Here is a 17667-nt window from a genome sequence, read left to right as displayed (position 1 = left end):
CCCGATTCAAGCACGCAGGACAACCCATGAGCGACATCCTCGACAAAATCATCGCCGTCAAGCGCGAAGAGATCGCCGCCGCGCTCGAGAGCGCGCCGCTCGAAGAACTGAAACGGCAGGCGTCGGCGCGCGATTCGCGCGACTTCGTCGGCGCGCTGCGGAAGCAGCATGCAGCGGGTCGCGCCGCCGTCATCGCCGAGGTGAAGAAGGCGAGCCCGTCGAAAGGCGTGCTGCGCGAGCACTTCGTGCCGGCCGACATCGCGCGCTCGTACGCCGGGCACGGCGCCGCGTGCCTGTCCGTGCTGACCGACGAGCGGTTCTTCCAGGGCAGCGCGCGCTATCTCGAAGAAGCGCGCGCCGCGTGCAGCCTGCCCGTGCTGCGCAAGGACTTCATCGTTGATTCATATCAGGTGCTCGAAGCGCGCGCGATGGGCGCGGATGCGATCCTCCTCATCGCCGCCGCGCTCGACACGCCGCTGATGCAGGATCTCGAGGCGTACGCGCATTCGCTCGGCCTCGCGGTGCTCGTCGAAGTGCACAATCGCGACGAGCTGAACGAAGCGCTCACGCTGAAGACGCCGCTCGTCGGCGTCAACAACCGCAACCTGCGCACGTTCGAGACGACGATCGACACGACGCTCGGCATGCTCGACGCGATTCCGGACGACCGGATCGTCGTCACCGAATCCGGCATCCTGGCGCGCGCGGACGTCGAACGGATGGAAGCGGCGGGCGTGCACACGTTCCTCGTCGGCGAGGCGTTCATGCGCGCCGAGAATCCGGGCGCGGAGCTCGCGCGGATGTTCTTCTGAGCGCGGCGCACGATGGCGATCGAACAGGAAATCAAGCTCGCGCTGCCCGCCGCGCAGATCGACGCGGCGCGGCGATTCTTCGACGCGCGCGCCGGCGCGCCCGGCCGCGAGATCTCACTCGTGAACGTCTACTTCGACACGCCGGCGCTCGCGCTCGCGCGTGCGAAGAGCGCGCTGCGGCTGCGGCTCGCGCCGCAAGGCTGGCTGCAGACGTTCAAGACGGCCGGCGCAGCCGTTGGCGGGCTGCATTGCCGCCATGAGTGGGAGATGCCCGTCGCGGGCGAGGCGCTCGAGATCGACGCGCTCTGCGCCGCGTGCGACGTCGAGCAAGCCGCCGACGCGCTGCGCGCCGCCGCGCCCGGCCTCATCGCACTCTTTCGCACCGATTTCTCGCGCACGCTGTGGCGAATCGAGCACGCGGGCGCGACGATCGAGGCCGCGCTCGATCGCGGCGAGATCGTCGCGCAAGTCGACGGCGACGTGCGCCGCGAGCCGATCTGCGAGATCGAACTCGAGCTCGTCGACGGCGACGCGGCGGCCCTCTCGTCGCTCGCCGAAGCAGTCGCCGCCGCGCTGCCCGGCGTCGCACCGGACAACCTGAGCAAGGCGCAGCGCGGCTATCGGCTGCGCGGCGGCGAGCTGCGCGCCGACTGACCGCCCTTTTTCCCCGCATGACCAAGCCCTCACCGTCCCGCCCGATGCGACAACCTTCGCTGTTCGACGATCCTGCCCCGCCCGCTCCGCCCGCAGCGAAAAACGGCGCCTCCGCGCCGTCCATCGCTTCGCAATTCGATGCGCTGCCGCCCGACTGGCGCGCGATTCTCGAGCCGTTCATCGCGAGCGACGCATACGCGCCGCTCTGCCGCTTCGTCGACGGCGAACGCGCGGCGGGCAAGGCCGTTTATCCGGCCGACGTGTTCCGCGCGCTGCGGCTCACGCATCCGGACGACGTGAAGGTCGTGATCCTCGGCCAGGACCCGTACCACGGCGAGGATCGCGGAATTCCGCAGGCGCACGGCCTCGCGTTCTCGGTGCCGCCCGGCGTGAAGCCGCCGCCGTCGCTGCGCAACATCTTCAAGGAAATCTCGGCCGACTTCGGCTACGAGACGCCCCGCCACGGCTGCCTCGACACGTGGGCGCGGCAAGGCGTGCTGCTGCTCAACACGGTGTTGACGGTCGAGCGTTCGTCGGCCGCGAGCCACGCGAAGCGCGGCTGGGAGAAATGCACCGACACGCTGATCCACGAGCTCGCGACGCGCCATCACCATCTCGTGTTCATGCTGTGGGGCGCGCATGCGCAGGCGAAGCGCGCGCTCTTCGACGCGAGCGAGCATTGCGTGCTCGAAGCGCCGCATCCGTCGCCGCTGTCCGCGCATCGCGGTTTTCTCGGCTGCCGCCATTTCGCACTCGCCAACGACCATCTGAAGCAGCATGGGCGCGCGCCGATCGATTGGCGGCTGCCCGAAGAGGCCGAGACGCTCGCTTGAGCACGAGCCGACACGCTCGCCGGCGCGTGAGCGCGATCGCAGCCCGGCTCGTCGGCGACGTGACGCGATCGCTTTTTCGTGTGCCGCCGAGGAATGTTGCGTCGTCGTGCCGCCGCACGGCCCATGCCGGGCCGCGCGCCTCGCCGACGGCGCTTGACGGCTTCGCCGCAAGCCGCCGCGCACCATCCCGTTCACGTGCGGGCGCACGCCGGGCCGCGATGCCGCGGCAACATTCGGCACATTCTCGACACAAGCAAAAACGCCGCGAACCTTCCGGTCCGCGGCGTTTTTTTCAGCTATCCGGCGAAGACGCTCAAACCGCGGCGATCGCCTCGCGTGCGTTCGCGAGTGCGGCGTTCGCAGCATCCGGCCCGAGCGCGAGACCTTCCGCGTAGACGAAAGTCACGTCGGTCATGCCGATGAAGCCGAGGAACGTCTGCAGGAACGGCGTCTGGCTGTCGGTCGACATGCCGACGTGCTTGCCGCCGCGCGCCGACACCACATAGACCTTCTTGCCCTTGATCAGCCCTTCGGGGCCTTCCGCCGTGTAGCGGAACGTGACGCCTGCGCGAGCGATCCAGTCGAAGTACGCCTTGAGCTGCGACGACACGCCGAAGTTGTACATCGGCGCGCCGACCACGATCACGTCGGCCGAGCGCAGCTCGTCGATCAGCGCGTCGCTCTTCGCGACAATCGCGTTCTGCTCGGCGGTGCGCTGGTCGGCCGGCGTGAAGAACGCGCCGAGGACCGCGTCGTCGAGGTGCGGCAGCGCGTCGGCGAGCAGGTTGCGGACCTTGACGGTCGCGCCGGGGTGGCTTTGTTGCAGCTTCGCCGTCAGTTCGTCGGCAAGCATCGTCGACTGGGCGCCTTGCGAGCGGGCGGCGGAATTGATCTGAAGAATGGTCGTCATGTCGGGCTCCGGGGGTTGGTTTGCGCCAAGTGCAGCGCGAGTGACGCCATTGTGCGGATCGTTGCGGTCGCGAAAAAGCCGTGACTGGGTGACGGATTGTTGCAACAGCGAAACAATCGACGCCCGGTTCGGCGCGGCTATTTCCCGCCACGCGCCGCCGGCAGCCCGAGCCACGCGTCGCGGTGCGCACGCGTCGCGGCGGGCTTCGGCTGCGCGGTCAGCTTGTAGCGCGCGACTTCCGGGCCGTCGAGCTTGAGCCGCGCGACGCGCAGCTCGTCGTGCCGGAACGCGTGGATCTCGACCTTGTCGCCGACCCGATAGCGCGCGAGCAGCGCATCGAGGTTCGAGCCCGTCACGCGCAGCCCGTCGAGCGCGACGAGCGCATCGCCCGCCGACAGCCCCGCGCGATGCGCGGCGCCGCCTTCGTAGACGGCCGCGAGCGTGCATTCCGCGCCGCCTCGCGTGCGTGCGCCGAGCGTCGGCTTCGGCGGCGCGCCGGTCGAGCCGTTCGCGCCCGTGTCGGGCGCGAGCGTCACGCCGAACGGCTCGAAAAGCGCGGCGAGCGGCAGATCGCGCGTGCCGGACACCGCATCGTCGAACAGCCGGCCGAGGTCGACGCCCGTCGCTTCGGCGATCAGCGCCTTCACGTCGTCCTCGCCGACGCCGTGCGGCTTGCCGTGATAGAAGTCGCGCCCGAAGCGCTGCCACAGGAGCCGCATCACGTCGTCGAGCGACTTGCGATGGCGGGTCTGCGCGCGGATCGCCAGATCGAACGCAAGCGCGACGAGCGAGCCCTTCGTGTAGTAGCTGACGATCGCGTTCGTCGCGTTCTCGTCCTGCCGGTAGTACTTGATCCACGCATCGAACGAGCTTTCGGCGACGCTCTGCCTGAGCCGGCCGGCGCCGCGCTGCACGCCGGCGATCGTGCGGCCGAGCATCGCGAAATAGTCGTCCTGCGAGATGAGGCCGCTGCGCACGAGCATCAGGTCATCGTAGTACGACGTGACGCCCTCGAAGAGCCACAGCAGCGACGTATAGCTCTCGCGCGACAGGTCGTACGGCGCGAACGCGGCCGGCTTGATCCGCTTCACGTTCCACGTGTGGAAGTACTCGTGGCTGCACAGGCCGAGATACGTGCGATAGCCTTCCGTCGTCTCCGGGCGCCCCTTCACCGGCAGATCGCTGCGATTGCAGATGAGCGCGGTCGACGCGCGGTGCTCGAGCCCGCCGTAGCCGTCGCTGACCGCCTGCGTCATGAACACGTAGCGCGACATCGGCGCGCGCTTCGTCTTCGGCTCGAAGAGCGCGATCTGCGCTTCGCACACGCGCTTCAGGTCGGCCGCGAGCCGCTCGAGATCGAGCCCGACCACACGGCCCGCGATCGCGACGTCGTGCGGCACGCCGTGCGCCTCGAACGTCGTCAGCGCGAATTCGCCCAGCGTGACCGGATGATCGATCAGCTCGTCGTAATTCTCCGCGCGGTACGCGCCGAAGCCGTAACGCTTCGTGCCGCGCGCCTCCGGCAGCGCGGTCGCGACGCGCCAGCGCCGATATGCATCGCCCGCCGGGCGCTCGATCGTCACCTCGCGCGGCGCGTCTTCGCGGCCGACCGGCGAAAGAAACACGCTCGTGCCGTTGAAGAAGCCGCCCGTGTCGTCGAGATGCGCGGCGCGCACCGACATATCCCACGCGTAGACGTCGTAGCGCAGCGTGATCGATCCGGACGTCGGCGCGGCCTGCCAGGTCTGCTTGTCGGTCTTGTCGATCCGCAGCTTGCGGCCCGCGTCGTTGAACGCGCGCAGCGTCACGATGTTGCGCGCGAACTCGCGCACCATGTAGCTGCCCGGAATCCACACGGGCAGCGTGAAGCGCTGGCCCGCCGGATCGGGATCGGCGAGCGTGAGCGTCACTTCGAACAGGTGGGCGGCGGGGTCTTTCGGAACGATCGTGTAGCGAATCGGCTTCATCGTCGGAATCGGTCGGGGCTAGCGGAAACGGATACGAAAAGAGGCGCCGGCCAAGCGCCGGCGCCTCCTTCGCGATGCAAGAAACGCCGCGTCACTTGACGCCGGCGAGCGCCTGATTCAGTTCGTCGGCGGACACGGCGCCCGGCAGGCGGGTGCCGTCGGCGAGGAACACGGTCGGCGTGCCCGTCACGTTCATCCCGCGGCCGAGCGCGAGATTCTTGTCGAGCGCGGTCGTGTCGCAGCTCGTCGCGCTCGCGGGCGCGCGATGCTCGAGCATCCATGCCTGCCAGGTCTTCACGCGGTCGCTCGCGCACCAGATCGACTTCGACTTCACCGTCGAATCGGGCGACAGCACCGGATACAGGAACGTGTAGACGGTCACGTTGTCGACCGACTGCAGCGTCGTCTCGAGCTTCTTGCAGTACGGACAGTTCGGATCGGAGAACACCGCGATCTTGCGCGCGCCGTTGCCCTTCACGACCTTGATCGCGTTCGAAAGCGGCAAGCTCGTGAAATCGATCTTGTTGATCTCGGCGAGACGCTCGGCCGTGAGGTTCTTGTGCGTCTTCGTGTTGACGAGCTCGCCGAGCAGCACGTAGTCGCCCGACGCGTCGCTATAAACGATCTGCGAGCCGAGGTTGACCTCGTACAAACCCGCGATCGGCGACTTCGTCACGCTCTTGATCGGAGCGTCGGCGCCGAGGCGGGACTGCAATGCAGCCTTCAGCTTGTCGGTGGTCTGATCGGCCTGCGCGGTGCAGCCGAGCGTCGCCGTCGCGGCGGCCAGCGCGAGCGTGGCGATACGAATCGTTTTTTTCATGCAAATCTTCCTTCAAAGCGTGCGTGCAACGCCACAGTGTACGACTGCGGCGGAGCAGTGTCGGACCGCCGTGCTGCGCGAAGGTTCGCCCGCCGCGGTCAGCCGAGCGCCGACGCGACCAGCCAGCGCTTGACGAGCGGCTGCGCGCCGACGAGCGCCATCCCCGTATTGCGCACGATGCGTGCGACCGTGCCCGGCAGCGAAAAGATCCGCTGCAGGCCGTCGGTCGCGATCATCTGTGCGCGAATGTCCTCGCGCCGCGCGCGCTCGTAGCGGCGCAGCAGTACAGTGTCGCCGAGATCGCGGAACGCTTCGCGGTGCGCGATCGTGTCCGCGAGCGCGGCGACGTCGCGCAGCCCGAGGTTCATCCCCTGGCCCGCGAGCGGGTGAATCAGGTGCGCGGCGTCGCCGACGAGCGCGACGCGCGGCGCGATCAGCCGGTCGACCGTCTGCAGCGCGAGCGGGAAGCCCTTCGCGGGCGTCACGCACTCGAGCGCGCCGAGGCGGTTCATCGTCACGCGCTCGACCTCGGCCGCGAGCTGCGCGGGATCGAGCGCGAGCAGCGCGTCGGCGTGCGCGGTGTGCGCGGACCAGACGAGCGACACGTGGCCGTCCGGCAGCGGCAGCAGCGCGACGATCTCGCCATCGCGGAACCACTGATACGCGGTCTCGCGATGCGGCAGCGACGCCTTGAAATTCGCGACCACGCCCGTCTGCCGATAATCGCGCCGCTCGACCTTCGAGCCGATCTGCGAGCGCACCCACGAATGCGCGCCGTCCGCGCCGACGACGAGATCGCATTCGATCACGTCGCCGTTCGCGAGCGCGAGCGTCGCGGCGTCCGGCTTCACGTCGAAGCCCTGCGCGCGCGCGTCGAACCATGTGAGATTCGGCTGGAAGCGCAACGCGGCGTCGAGCGCGCATTCGATCAGCGACGATTCGCCGATCCATGCGAGCTGCGGCACCGCCGACTGGAACGCGGAGAAGTGAAGCTCGGCGTGCGCGTCGCCGTACACGCGCATGTCGTAGACGGGCGCGAGCCGGCTGTGGTCGAGCGCCTGCCACACGCGCAGCCGCTCGAGGAGCGCCTGCGAGCTCGCCGACAGCGCGTAGATGCGCGAATCGAATGCGAGATCGGCGGGACGCGGGGCGGCCGGCTGCGCGAGCAGCGCGGTCTTGTGGCCCGCCTGCGTCAGCGCGAGTGCGGCCGTCTTGCCGACGAGGCCGCCGCCGACGACGGCGACGTCGAAGGTCTGATGGTAGGCAGTCATGGCGGGCATTATAGCCGGGCGAAGCAGGTCGCTTCGCTCAGGGAATTTGCGGTAAATCAGGGCACGCGACACGGCAACGCACGCATCGGACCGGTTTCGCCGCGCTAGTCGAACGCGGGTTTCCACGTAACCGCGCATCCCGCGCGCCGACGCGATCGCATCGCCCGCCAGCGGCGATGTAACCGGCGCTCGCCCGCCGCCGCACGCGACCGGGACCGCCCGTTACGCGCCACACGTTTCCTTACAAACGCACACCGCTTGTCATGCGCACGGCCGCTACAGTGAGCCGACGCAACAACAGGAACAGGAGATGTCGATGAAACGGATCGCGGCTCTCGCCGCCCTCGCGGTCGTGCTGGGCAGCGTGCTCGCAGGATGCATCGTGGTGCCGGAAGGCGGCGGCTACTATCACCATCGCGACTATTACTATCGGTATTGATGTGCGGATCGGCGTCTCGCCGCGTGCGACACGCGACACGCGGCGCGAGCGCCGACGCCGGGTCCGACCGGGCCGAGCCGAGCCGAGCCGAGCCAAGCCGAGCCGATGCACGATCGCAAACGCGCACCCGTCGACGAAAACGGCGGCTCGATCGAGCGACTTCCTTCAGCCTTCCCTCACTCGCCATCCGACCGCACGGACGGTCGCCACGCCCCGCAGCCGTCGCTGCGCCCGCCCGCAAGCCCCGGGCACTCGCCGCAAAGTGCGTTCCACCCCACCGAACGGTTGTCTGATTCCGCTCATCGCGTGCTATCGTTTCAATGACGACGCGACCAATCTGCAGGCGTCGGAAAAACAGGTCTCAACCACCATCGCGAGCACGGCCATGAGCGACCTGCGCCACCATCTCAATCAACAGGACCGAGTGGAGCTGCTCTGCTGGCTCGCCGTCGGAAATCTCGGCGCCTTTTACCTGAACGAGAGCTGGCCAGGTGCAGCCTTTCAGGTCCAGTCCGCGCACAAATGGCTCGACCGGCATGCGCGCGAGGCCGATTGGCTGACGCTCGCGAAGCTGTCGCTCATCGCGCTCGACATCGCGAAGAAGCACGCGGATTTCGTCAACGCGCAGTGGGCGCGCGACGCAGTTGAGGAAATCATCGATACCGACGATCTGAACTACGATGCGCGCCTCGCGCAGCTCGTGCTGAACGACTGCCGCACGGCGCTCGTCGATCGGCGGACCGCCGACTGATTCGCCCGCTGCCCTCGCGGGGCGGCGCGGACGAAGGACGATCGACGCCGGCGCGCACCGCACCGCCGCCTGAAGGCGCCGGCCGTCTTCCCGCGGAATGCGATTCCGCCCGCGCTTGTCACGTGATACGCGCTTCGCCGTGCGCAGCGACATCGCTCACATCGAGTCGGCTGCGAGCCCGCGCTGCCCGGACATCGGCCGGCGGCCCGCGCGCGGCGACGCCGCTCGAGCCGCCGGTTGCCTTGGCGCGCCGTCGAACGAGTTACAATTGCCTCTTTTGGTGGCAGCGCACGTCCCGCTTGCGCTCGAGAGTCCGAACGGACGCTCCTGCCCGGCCCCGATGTGGCCCAAAAGGCGCGCGGACGAACGCCCCGCGCCGTGCACGATGCGCTCCACATCACGCACAACCCATTGAATCCCGAAGGAATCCATGAGCCTCAAATGCGGCATCGTCGGCTTGCCCAACGTCGGCAAGTCCACCCTGTTCAACGCGCTGACGAAGGCCGGCATCGCCGCCGAGAACTACCCGTTCTGCACCATCGAGCCGAACGTCGGCGTCGTCGAAGTGCCTGACGCGCGCCTGAAAGCGCTCGCCGACATCATCAAGCCCGAGCGCGTCGTGCCCGCCGTCGTCGAGTTCGTCGACATCGCGGGCCTCGTCGCCGGCGCGAGCAAGGGCGAGGGCCTCGGCAACCAGTTCCTCGCGAACATCCGCGAAACCGACGCGATCACCCACGTCGTGCGCTGCTTCGAGGACGAAAACGTCATCCACGTCGCCGGCAAGGTGAGCCCGCTCGACGACATCGAAGTCATCAACACCGAACTCGCGCTCGCCGACCTCGGCACTGTCGAGAAGGCGCTCGCCCGCTATTCGAAGGCGGCGAAATCGGGCAACGACAAGGAAGCGGCGAAGCTCGTCGCGGTGCTCGAGAAGGCGCGCGCGCATCTCGACCAGGGCAAGGCCGTGCGCGGCCTCGATCTGTCCGACGACGAGAAGGCGCTCATCAAGCCGTTCTGCCTGATCACCGCGAAGCCGGCGATGTACGTGGCGAACGTGAAGGACGACGGCTTCGCGAACAACCCGCACCTCGACGCGGTCCGCCAGTACGCGGACGCCGAGAAGTCGCCGGTCGTCGCAGTATGCGCGGCGATCGAGGCGGAGATCGCCGATCTCGACGACGCCGACAAGGAAGCGTTCCTCGCCGACATGGGCATGGAAGAGCCGGGCCTCGACCGCGTAATCCGCGCGGGCTTCAAGCTGCTCGGCCTGCAGACGTACTTCACCGCGGGTGTGAAGGAAGTGCGCGCGTGGACGATCCACATCGGCGATACCGCACCGCAGGCGGCGGGCGTGATCCATACGGATTTCGAGCGCGGCTTCATCCGCGCGCAGACGATCGCCTACCACGACTTCATCGCATACAAGGGCGAGCAAGGCGCGAAGGAAGCTGGCAAGATGCGCGCGGAAGGCAAGGAGTACATCGTGCATGACGGCGACGTGATGAACTTCCTGTTCAACGTCTAGCCGTACCGCAGGCTCGGCGGGCGCAAGCGGCGGCGGATCGCTCGCCGCTCGCGACCGCCGGGTCGTTTCGATTTCGCGCGAGTCACGCCGAACGCGAAATCCTCGCGCGTCGCCACCGCTTTCCGATTCGATCGAAGAGACGCTCGCTGGCCCTGGCGATCCCGCCCGTCCTCTCCCCGAAGCCTCCTTCAGAGCCCCCTCGGGCGTCCCCTCTTCTCCGCGCTTCAAAAACCGCCGGCTCATGACATGTCATGCCGGCCTGGCTCGGCCGCACGCCGCTCGCGGCAACGCGCCCCCGGCTCCAATCAATCTCCTCTTTTCAGCGAGCATGTCGAATCCATACGCGCTGCAGCCGAAGCAAGCCTTCTGGCGTCCCGCGGTCGAAGACGTCAATCCAATGAACGCTCGACTTGCATTCGGCGCGGCGTGTCTCGCCGCACTTCGCCAGACTCCGCGTATCGAACCGAATGCGATCGGCCCGGCGGCAACGCGCCGCCGCCGGGCCGATGTCCCGTCACCGCAGGTTCGCGGACACCCGAGGCTGCGTGGACGCCGACGCCCCGGCGCCGCGCGCGCGCCGATTCATCCACGACGCCGCGACGATGCCGAGCGCAAGCACCGCGGTCGCGGCGATTTCCATCCGGTGATCCTCACGCAGCAGCATCACGACGAGCACGCCGCAAATGAACAGAATCACCGCCCACGTGAGCCATGGGAAGCACCACATCCGCAGCGGCAGGCGCTCGCCGGTCGCGTCGAGCGTCGAGCGCATTCGCAGTTGCGAAATCGCGATCACGAGATAGACGAGCAGCGCGATCGCGCCCGACGTCGCGAGCAGGAAGCCGAACACCTGCTCCGGCATCACGTAGTTCGCGATCACGGTCAGGAAGCCGAATGCGGTCGACGCAAGCACGGCCGCGCGCGGCGTGCCGCTCGCGTCGGTGCGACGCAGGAACGCGGGCGCGTCGCCGCGCGTCGACAGCGAGAAGATCATCCGCGACGCCGTATAGAGCGCCGAATTCAGGCAGCTCGCGACCGATACGAGCACGATCACGTCGATGATCGCCTTCGCGTGCGGCACGCCGATCAGCTCCATCGCGCGCTGATACGAGCCGTGCGCGGGCAAGAGCGCGTCGTTCCACGGCACCAGCGCCGCGACGACGAAGATCGAACCGAGATAGAACAGCGAGATCCGCCAGATCACCGAGTTCGTCGCGCGAACGATCTGGCGCTCCGGCTGCTCGGACTCGGCGGCGGCAATCGTAACGATCTCGGTGCCGACAAACGAGAACATCGTCGTCAGCATCGCGGCGAGCACCGCACCGATCCCGTTCGGCATGAAGCCGCCCGCGTTCACGAGCCGCGCGGCGCCCGACACGCTCGAACCAGGCAGCAGGCCGACGATCGCCGCGCCGCCGAGCGCGAGGAACACGACGATCGCGACCACCTTGATGAGCGCGAACCAGAATTCGAACTCGCCATAGTTCTTGACCGAGAAGAGGTTCGTCACGGTGAGCACCGACGTGATGCCGAGCGCGAAGATCCATGTCGCGACGCCGGGGAACCATGCGTTGAGGATCGTCGCCGCTGCCGTCGCCTCGATCGGAATCACGAGCACCCAGAACCACCAGTAGAGCCAGCCGATCGTGAAGCCCGCCCAATGGCCGATCGCGCGATCGGCATAGGTCGAGAACGAACCGCTGTCCGGCTGCGCGACCGCCATCTCGCCGAGCATCCGCATCACGAGCACGACGAGCAGGCCGGCGATCGCGTATGCGATCAGCGCGGCCGGCCCGGCTTCCGCAATCGCGTGCCCCGAGCCGACGAACAGCCCGGCGCCGATCACGCCTGCAATCGACAGCATCGTGACGTGACGCTGCTTCAGGCCGGTTCCCAGGCCTGTCTGACTTCCTTTCATGTCTCCCTCCAAGTAAACGGTTCCGGTATGACCGGGCATCGTGTGAAGGCGGCGCGGGGCTTTTTTGTTATCGAACCGTGCTCGTCGCGACGTGCGTCGCGCGTCGGCCGGACATCGCGCCTGCGGTCGCCCGGGCGGATGCGCCGCGCAGATCCGCGCAACTGCGTTTGCGATGCGCCGCGCATGCGGCGGCGCATCGCGGCGCCCCTGCCGTCGGCATCATGGTCGGCCGCCTCCGAAGCGAAGCAGTGTAAGCATCAAACGGTTCGCGACTAAGAACCAATCGGTGAATTTCGATAGAACCAATTGCCGTATCGATGAAGACGCGAGCGATGCACGGTCCGGCCGACGCTGTCGCACGGGCCCGCGAAGCCGCTCGAAAAAAACGGCCGGAGGCCCACGCACGGCGCTTCGTGAAGCAAGCGTAGCGACGAAAAACGCGCGTCGACAGACAAATCACGGCGTGCCGCCCATCGTCTCGTCGCGCCATTTCGCGGGCACGATCGCCTGCCATTCGCGCAGGAGCAGCGCCCTCACAGTGTCCGGATGCGCGGCCGACAGGCGCACCAGCACGATCGGCCACCCGACGTAGTGATCGGTCACGTAGAACACGTCGGGAGCCGATTCGATCAGCCATGCGCGCTCGTCCGGGCCGACGCCCTTGACGACGAGCGTATCGCCGTCCTCGCGCAATCGCGCGAGCAGCTTGCCCTTCACCTTGAGCGCCGGCGTGCCGTACGACGTGCCGTCCTCGACGCCGCGCCACGCGAGCGCGATCTGCCTGACTTCGTCGAAATTCACGGCGCCTCCCCGGACGTCCACCCTGGATTCATTGTTCGGCCACCCTATCCGAAATCGCGCCGACCGCCTATACGCTCGGCGCACGGCCGTCGCGCTTTCCGTCTATCGCGTCTCCTTTCCGCACCGCAACGGCCGCGCCTGCAGCGCCGCCTTGATCGCGGCCATCCCGCGCGGCGAATCCGCGAGCACCGCGTCGACCCCGAGACACGCGGCCACGCGGTAATCGTCCGCGTCGTTCACCGCGATCGCGAGAATGCGGGCGTTCGCTCGCTGCTTGAAGCACGCGACGGTCGCAGGCGTCCACAATGTTGCCTCGACCTTCGACACGCCCTCGCCGAGCGTGAAGCGCTCGCTCACCGTCAAATTCCGACGCATCTCGAAGCCAGCCCACACGGGCGCATCGGGCGCGCGTTCGCACGCACCGCCGAGCAGCACGTTCACGAGCCGCCCTCGCGTCGCATCGCGCGACTCGAAGAGCCGCGCCTGCGGGTACGGCGCAAACGCGGCCTGATACGCCGCGTCGGTCGAATAAATCGTCACGCGCGGCCACGCGGACTCGCTCGCCAGCACATCCGCGACCGCCTTCGCCTGCGGCCCGGCCGGCAGCGCCTTCATGTCGAGCACGACCGGCATCGCGGACGGAATCGCACGCAACGCGTCGCGCAGCGTCGGAATGCCGACCGGGCGGACGCGATACGGATACTGTCCGCTCGCGTCCCGAAAATTCCAGCCCGCGTTCATCTGCGCGAGCTGCGCCGCTGCATACCGGGCGACCGGGCCGCTCGACTGCGTCAGCGCCGACAGATCGGCGGGCCGGTACAACACCGGCACGCCGTCGCGGCTCAACTGGACGGTCAGCCAGATCGCGTCAGCACGATTCGCGACCGCCTCGCGAATCGCCTCGAGCGTGTTCTCCGGCGCGTCGCCCGTTCCGCCGCGGTGCGCGACGACGAGCGGCAGCGTCACGGGCGCTTCGCCGACCGGCCCGCCGCCCGCGCACGCGGCCAGGCCGAGCGCGGCGCCGGCAAGCGCCGCCCGCAGTCGCGTCCGGTCAATCTGTCGATTCATGGGTCCGCTTCCTCCATCGAAACATGTCTCATCTCTTGATTTGACGATGTGCAGCGGATTTTCTTCAGCGCTTCGCTGCAGTTAAGATGCCATCCTGCCGCCAGGCCAAACCGACAACGACAATCGAGAGAGACCATGCTACTTCCGCTGTCCCGCGCGGCGCGGCGCATCGCCGTCACGCTCGCCCTCGCGACGCTCCCGCTCGCGCCCGCATTCGCCTACGCGCCGACCCCGCCCGCCATCGGCGGCGAAGCCGACCTCGACCGCCACGACACATACCGGAACCGCGACGGAGAAAGCGTGCACGCGCCCGCGCATTCGAAATCGGGCCGCGTCCCCGAAGGCGCGACGGCCCGCTGCCGCGACGGCGCGTACAGCTTCAGCCGACATCGACGCGGCACGTGCTCGGGGCACGGCGGCGTCGCCGCCTGGCTGTGACGCGCCGTCGGAACGGCACGGGCGCCGAAGCAACGTTGCAGTTGCGGCGTTTCGTTTCGAGCGACGGCGAACCGGCGCGGCAGTCAGGCGGTCGGACAATGTCGCCGCACGCCCGAAACGCATTCGCCGCCTGTCCGGCGCGCTCCCGCATCACGCCGAAGTACAATGGCGGTTCGCGCCGCGCAGCCGCGGCGCCGCCACCGGCACGCGCCGCGGCCGCTTCCACGAACCGAATCGCACACGTCGCCGCCGTCGGCCGCCAGCCGGCGCGCGGCTGCGTGAACTTTCACTCTTTCATTCACGCAGATGGCCCAATACGTTTTCACGATGAACCGGGTCGGCAAGATCGTGCCGCCCAAGCGCCAGATCCTGAAGGACATCTCGCTGTCGTTTTTTCCCGGCGCGAAGATCGGCGTGCTCGGTCTGAACGGCTCGGGCAAGTCGACGCTGATCCGCATCATGGCGGGCGTCGACAAGGACATCGAAGGCGAAGCGACGCCGATGCCGAACCTGAACATCGGCTACCTGCCGCAGGAGCCGCAGCTCGATCCGCAGAAGACGGTGCGCGAAGCCGTCGAGGAAGGTCTCGGCGACCTGTTCCAGGCCAACAAGAAGCTTGAAGAAATCTACGCGGCGTATGCCGAGCCGGACGCCGACTTCGACGCCCTCGCCGCCGAGCAGGCGAAGTACGAAGCGATCCTCGCTTCGAGTGACGGCGGCAGCCCCGAGCAACAGCTCGAAGTGGCCGCCGACGCGCTGCGCCTGCCGTCGTGGGACGCGAAGATCGAGCACCTGTCCGGCGGCGAAAAGCGCCGCGTCGCGCTGTGCAAGCTGCTGCTCGAGAAGCCCGACATGCTGCTGCTCGACGAGCCGACCAACCACCTCGACGCCGAATCGGTCGACTGGCTCGAGCAGTTCCTGGTGCGCTTCCCGGGCACCGTCGTCGCGGTCACGCACGATCGCTACTTCCTCGACAACGCGGCCGAGTGGATTCTCGAACTCGACCGCGGCCACGGCATTCCGTGGAAGGGCAACTACAGCAGCTGGCTCGACCAGAAGGAAGAGCGCCTGAAGCAGGAAGAAGCGTCGGAATCGGCGCGCCAGAAGGCGATCAAGAAGGAACTGGAGTGGGTGCGCCAGAACCCGAAGGGCCGCCAGGCGAAGTCGAAGGCGCGTATCGCGCGCTTCGAGGAACTGAACAGCCAGGAATACCAGAAGCGCAACGAGACGCAGGAAATCTTCATCCCGGTCGGCGACCGCCTCGGCAATGAAGTGATCGAGTTCAAGAACGTCAGCAAGGCGTACGGCGATCGCCTGCTGATCGACAACCTGAACTTCAAGATTCCGGCGGGCGCGATCGTCGGCATCATCGGGCCGAACGGCGCGGGCAAGTCGACGCTGTTCCGGATGCTGACGGGCAAGGAGCAGCCGGACTCGGGCGAGATCGTGCAGGGTCCGACGGTGAAGCTCGCGTACGTCGACCAGAGCCGCGACGCGCTCGACGGCAGCAAGACCGTGTTCGAAGAGATCTCGGGCGGCGCGGACGTGCTGACGGTCGGCAAGTACGAGACGCCGTCGCGCGCGTACATCGGCCGCTTCAATTTCAAGGGCGGCGACCAGCAGAAGAACGTCGGCAACCTGTCGGGCGGCGAGCGCGGCCGCCTGCATCTCGCGAAGACGCTGATCGCGGGCGGCAACGTGCTGCTGCTCGACGAGCCGTCGAACGATCTCGACGTCGAAACGCTGCGTGCGCTCGAAGACGCGCTGCTCGAATTCGCGGGCTCGGTGATGGTGATCTCGCACGACCGCTGGTTCCTCGACCGGATCGCGACGCACATCCTCGCGTTCGAAGGCGATTCGCAGGCCGTGTTCTTCGACGGCAACTACCAGGAGTACGAAGCCGACAAACGCGCGCGCCTCGGCGAGGAAGCGGCGAAGCCGAAGCGTCTGCGCTACAAGCCGATCAGCCGGTAACGGCCGGCCGCGGATTCGTTCGCGGTTCGCCGTTCGTCGTTCGTCGTTCGTCGTTCGCCGTTCGCCGGAATCGGCGTCGCGCGAGCGGCGGCGGTACGCGCGATCTACGATCGGCGATCGGCCGCGGCGACGGCTGCCGCGCACGATGCATGACCTGCGCCGTGCGCGGCGCGAAACAAAAAGCGGGCGACATGCCCGCTTTTTTCATGAACTTCGCCGACGCGCCACCAACGCGTTCGCGCGAAGACGGCGGCGATGCAGCACCACACCGCATCGTCAACCGAACACGCCCAGCTCGCGCAACCGCGTCTCGGTCGCATCGGCGCTCGTGTGATGAATCCCGTGCCAGCCGAGCGCGGCCGCGGCCGCCGCGTTCTTCGCGTTGTCGTCGATGAAGACGAGCTCGTGCGGCGCGACGCCCGGCAGATGCGGATCGATCCGCGCGCGCATCTCTCGGTAGATCGCCGGATCGGGCTTCACGAGCTTCACGCGCCCCGACACGACGATGTCCTTGAAGCGGCGCAGCACCGGAAAATTCTCCCACGCGTACGGAAACGTCTGGGCGGACCAGTTCGTAAGGCCGAAGAGCGGCACGCCGTGCGCGTCGAGCTTGTCGACGAGCGCCGCGCCGCCTTCGATCTCGCCGCCGACCATCTCGTGCCAGCGCGCGTAGAACGCGCGGATCAGCGCCTCGTGCTCGGGAAACGCCGCGATGCGCTCCGCGGTCGCCTCTTCGATCGTCTGTCCGCCGTCCTGCTTCACCACCCAGTCCATCCCGCACACGTGCGTGAGAAACCAGCGCCGCCCGATCTCGTCCGGAATCAGCCGCTTGTACAGATACTCGGGGCTCCAGTCGATCAGCACCCCGCCGAAATCGAACACGACTGCCTTGATGGTCATGCGAACTCCGCCGCGAGCACGTCTTCGAGCGGCCGCGGTGCGACGCCGTTGCCCGAGAGCGTGCAGTGGGTCCAAATGAAATTGTGATGCGCGACGACTTGCGCCGCGCTCAGGTGCGGGCGGTCGTTCGTCGTATGCAGATCGGAGACGACCGTCGTCCGATAGCCGAGGAGCGCCGCGCGGCGCGCCGCCGAATCGACGCAAAATTCCGACGCATAGCCGCAGATCACCACGGCGTCGATTCCGTGCGCGTCGAGTTGCGCGGCGAGCGGCGTGTCGTGGAACGAATCGCTTTCGCGCTTGCGGATCCGCCAGTCGGCGTCGGCGCAGACGAGGTCCGCATGCAGGTGCCAACCGGGCGTGTTGGGCACGACGTCGTCCTCCGCGTCGCCGTCGTGCTGCACGAAGCACACGGGCGCGCCGGCCGCGCGCGCCGCCGCCGTCAATCGGTTGATGCCCGCGACGACCTCGTCCAGCCGATGCGCGGGCGTCGCCCGCTGCAGCAGCCCGCGCTGCATGTCGACCACGATCACCGCTACGTTCGCCATCCGTCGCCCTCCGTTCTTATCGTTCGATCGTTCGTGCC

Annotated in this window: 17 protein-coding genes; 8 read left to right on the top strand and 9 right to left on the bottom strand. The window is 67.9% G+C overall.

Going from position 1 to position 17667, the window contains the following annotated elements; genetic code table 11:
• Window positions 1–26 precede the first annotated feature (26 nt).
• The 3 genes from trpC to WS70_RS02690 are packed head-to-tail and all read left to right on the top strand — an operon-like array spanning window position 27 to window position 2299.
• Window positions 27–812, top strand: coding sequence for an indole-3-glycerol phosphate synthase TrpC (trpC, locus tag WS70_RS02700; protein ID WP_059598308.1), 786 nt, complete (start codon window positions 27–29; stop codon window positions 810–812).
• Between the two features lie 12 nt (window positions 813–824).
• On the top strand, window positions 825–1466 hold the full coding sequence (locus tag WS70_RS02695) for a CYTH domain-containing protein (RefSeq protein WP_059598309.1): 642 nt from the start codon (window positions 825–827) through the stop codon (window positions 1464–1466).
• 44 nt (window positions 1467–1510) lie between these two features.
• Entirely contained in the window at window positions 1511–2299 is a 789-nt protein-coding gene (locus WS70_RS02690; protein ID WP_059598310.1) for a uracil-DNA glycosylase, read from the top strand.
• A gap of 313 nt (window positions 2300–2612) precedes the next feature.
• Here the strand turns inward: WS70_RS02690 and WS70_RS02685 are convergent, their stop codons facing one another.
• The 4 genes from WS70_RS02685 to WS70_RS02670 all read right to left on the bottom strand — a co-directional run bounded on the left by WS70_RS02685 (window position 2613) and on the right by WS70_RS02670 (window position 7276).
• Complete coding sequence (locus tag WS70_RS02685; protein ID WP_059598311.1) at window positions 2613–3209, bottom strand: FMN-dependent NADH-azoreductase; 597 nt, start codon at window positions 3207–3209, stop codon at window positions 2613–2615.
• A 137-nt stretch (window positions 3210–3346) separates the two neighbouring features.
• Window positions 3347–5176, bottom strand: coding sequence for a M61 family metallopeptidase (locus WS70_RS02680; protein WP_059598312.1), 1830 nt, complete (start codon window positions 5174–5176; stop codon window positions 3347–3349).
• A gap of 91 nt (window positions 5177–5267) precedes the next feature.
• Window positions 5268–5996 (bottom strand): DsbC family protein, encoded by a 729-nt coding sequence (locus WS70_RS02675; protein WP_059598313.1) that lies wholly within the window; start codon window positions 5994–5996, stop codon window positions 5268–5270.
• Between the two features lie 98 nt (window positions 5997–6094).
• Window positions 6095–7276: a UbiH/UbiF family hydroxylase gene (locus tag WS70_RS02670; RefSeq protein WP_059598314.1), complete on the bottom strand. Its 1182-nt coding sequence runs from the start codon at window positions 7274–7276 to the stop codon at window positions 6095–6097.
• Window positions 7277–7583: 307 nt separating this feature from the next.
• Here WS70_RS02670 and WS70_RS33430 point away from each other — a divergent pair, with 307 nt between their 5' ends.
• The 3 genes from WS70_RS33430 to ychF all read left to right on the top strand — a co-directional run bounded on the left by WS70_RS33430 (window position 7584) and on the right by ychF (window position 9982).
• Complete coding sequence (locus tag WS70_RS33430; protein WP_081464153.1) at window positions 7584–7706, top strand: hypothetical protein; 123 nt, start codon at window positions 7584–7586, stop codon at window positions 7704–7706.
• 385 nt (window positions 7707–8091) lie between these two features.
• On the top strand, window positions 8092–8457 hold the full coding sequence (locus WS70_RS02655) for a hypothetical protein (protein ID WP_059469986.1): 366 nt from the start codon (window positions 8092–8094) through the stop codon (window positions 8455–8457).
• 430 nt (window positions 8458–8887) lie between these two features.
• Window positions 8888–9982 (top strand): redox-regulated ATPase YchF, encoded by a 1095-nt coding sequence (gene ychF / locus WS70_RS02650; protein WP_059469987.1) that lies wholly within the window; start codon window positions 8888–8890, stop codon window positions 9980–9982.
• A 514-nt stretch (window positions 9983–10496) separates the two neighbouring features.
• Here ychF and gabP read toward each other — a convergent pair.
• The 3 genes from gabP to WS70_RS02630 form a co-directional block, all read right to left on the bottom strand.
• Window positions 10497–11900, bottom strand: a complete 1404-nt coding sequence (gene gabP / locus WS70_RS02645) for a GABA permease (protein WP_059469988.1) — start codon at window positions 11898–11900, stop codon at window positions 10497–10499.
• 456 nt (window positions 11901–12356) lie between these two features.
• Window positions 12357–12701 (bottom strand): MmcQ/YjbR family DNA-binding protein, encoded by a 345-nt coding sequence (locus tag WS70_RS02635; RefSeq protein WP_059469989.1) that lies wholly within the window; start codon window positions 12699–12701, stop codon window positions 12357–12359.
• Window positions 12702–12803: 102 nt separating this feature from the next.
• On the bottom strand, window positions 12804–13769 hold the full coding sequence (locus tag WS70_RS02630; protein WP_059598315.1) for a glycerophosphodiester phosphodiesterase family protein: 966 nt from the start codon (window positions 13767–13769) through the stop codon (window positions 12804–12806).
• 135 nt (window positions 13770–13904) lie between these two features.
• On the opposite strand from WS70_RS02630, the gene WS70_RS02625 reads away from it, so the two are divergent.
• Entirely contained in the window at window positions 13905–14207 is a 303-nt protein-coding gene (locus tag WS70_RS02625; protein ID WP_059469991.1) for a DUF3761 domain-containing protein, read from the top strand.
• A 306-nt stretch (window positions 14208–14513) separates the two neighbouring features.
• A complete protein-coding gene (gene ettA, locus WS70_RS02620; protein ID WP_059469992.1) occupies window positions 14514–16181 on the top strand; it encodes an energy-dependent translational throttle protein EttA in 1668 nt (555 codons plus the stop codon).
• A gap of 276 nt (window positions 16182–16457) precedes the next feature.
• Here the strand turns inward: ettA and WS70_RS02610 are convergent, their stop codons facing one another.
• A complete protein-coding gene (locus WS70_RS02610) occupies window positions 16458–17081 on the bottom strand; it encodes an HAD family hydrolase (RefSeq protein WP_059598317.1) in 624 nt (207 codons plus the stop codon).
• Window positions 17078–17629 (bottom strand): isochorismatase family protein, encoded by a 552-nt coding sequence (locus tag WS70_RS02605; RefSeq protein WP_059598318.1) that lies wholly within the window; start codon window positions 17627–17629, stop codon window positions 17078–17080. Before WS70_RS02605 ends, WS70_RS02610 begins: the two co-directional genes overlap by 4 nt.
• Between the last annotated feature and the right edge of the window lie 38 nt (window positions 17630–17667).

The sequence above is a fragment of the Burkholderia mayonis genome (genome assembly GCF_001523745.2).
Taxonomy (GTDB): domain Bacteria; phylum Pseudomonadota; class Gammaproteobacteria; order Burkholderiales; family Burkholderiaceae; genus Burkholderia; species Burkholderia mayonis.
This window is presented reverse-complemented; position numbering and strand designations above follow the sequence as displayed.

Bases quoted from the DNA above. Each gene is read 5' to 3' on its own strand.
- WS70_RS02695 (WP_059598309.1), top strand. From the start codon at position 825: ATGGCGATCGAACAGGAAATCAAGCTCGCGCTGCCCGCCGCGCAGATC.
- WS70_RS02690 (WP_059598310.1), top strand. From the start codon at position 1,511: ATGCGACAACCTTCGCTGTTCGACGATCCTGCCCCGCCCGCTCCGCCC.
- WS70_RS33430 (WP_081464153.1), top strand. From the start codon at position 7,584: ATGAAACGGATCGCGGCTCTCGCCGCCCTCGCGGTCGTGCTGGGCAGC.
- WS70_RS02610 (WP_059598317.1), bottom strand. From the start codon at position 17,081: ATGACCATCAAGGCAGTCGTGTTCGATTTCGGCGGGGTGCTGATCGAC.
- WS70_RS02605 (WP_059598318.1), bottom strand. From the start codon at position 17,629: ATGGCGAACGTAGCGGTGATCGTGGTCGACATGCAGCGCGGGCTGCTG.
- WS70_RS02630 (WP_059598315.1), bottom strand. From the start codon at position 13,769: ATGAATCGACAGATTGACCGGACGCGACTGCGGGCGGCGCTTGCCGGC.
- WS70_RS02625 (WP_059469991.1), top strand. From the start codon at position 13,905: ATGCTACTTCCGCTGTCCCGCGCGGCGCGGCGCATCGCCGTCACGCTC.
- ettA (WP_059469992.1), top strand. From the start codon at position 14,514: ATGGCCCAATACGTTTTCACGATGAACCGGGTCGGCAAGATCGTGCCG.
- gabP (WP_059469988.1), bottom strand. From the start codon at position 11,900: ATGAAAGGAAGTCAGACAGGCCTGGGAACCGGCCTGAAGCAGCGTCAC.
- WS70_RS02680 (WP_059598312.1), bottom strand. From the start codon at position 5,176: ATGAAGCCGATTCGCTACACGATCGTTCCGAAAGACCCCGCCGCCCAC.
- trpC (WP_059598308.1), top strand. From the start codon at position 27: ATGAGCGACATCCTCGACAAAATCATCGCCGTCAAGCGCGAAGAGATC.
- WS70_RS02685 (WP_059598311.1), bottom strand. From the start codon at position 3,209: ATGACGACCATTCTTCAGATCAATTCCGCCGCCCGCTCGCAAGGCGCC.
- WS70_RS02670 (WP_059598314.1), bottom strand. From the start codon at position 7,276: ATGCCCGCCATGACTGCCTACCATCAGACCTTCGACGTCGCCGTCGTC.
- WS70_RS02655 (WP_059469986.1), top strand. From the start codon at position 8,092: ATGAGCGACCTGCGCCACCATCTCAATCAACAGGACCGAGTGGAGCTG.
- ychF (WP_059469987.1), top strand. From the start codon at position 8,888: ATGAGCCTCAAATGCGGCATCGTCGGCTTGCCCAACGTCGGCAAGTCC.
- WS70_RS02675 (WP_059598313.1), bottom strand. From the start codon at position 5,996: ATGAAAAAAACGATTCGTATCGCCACGCTCGCGCTGGCCGCCGCGACG.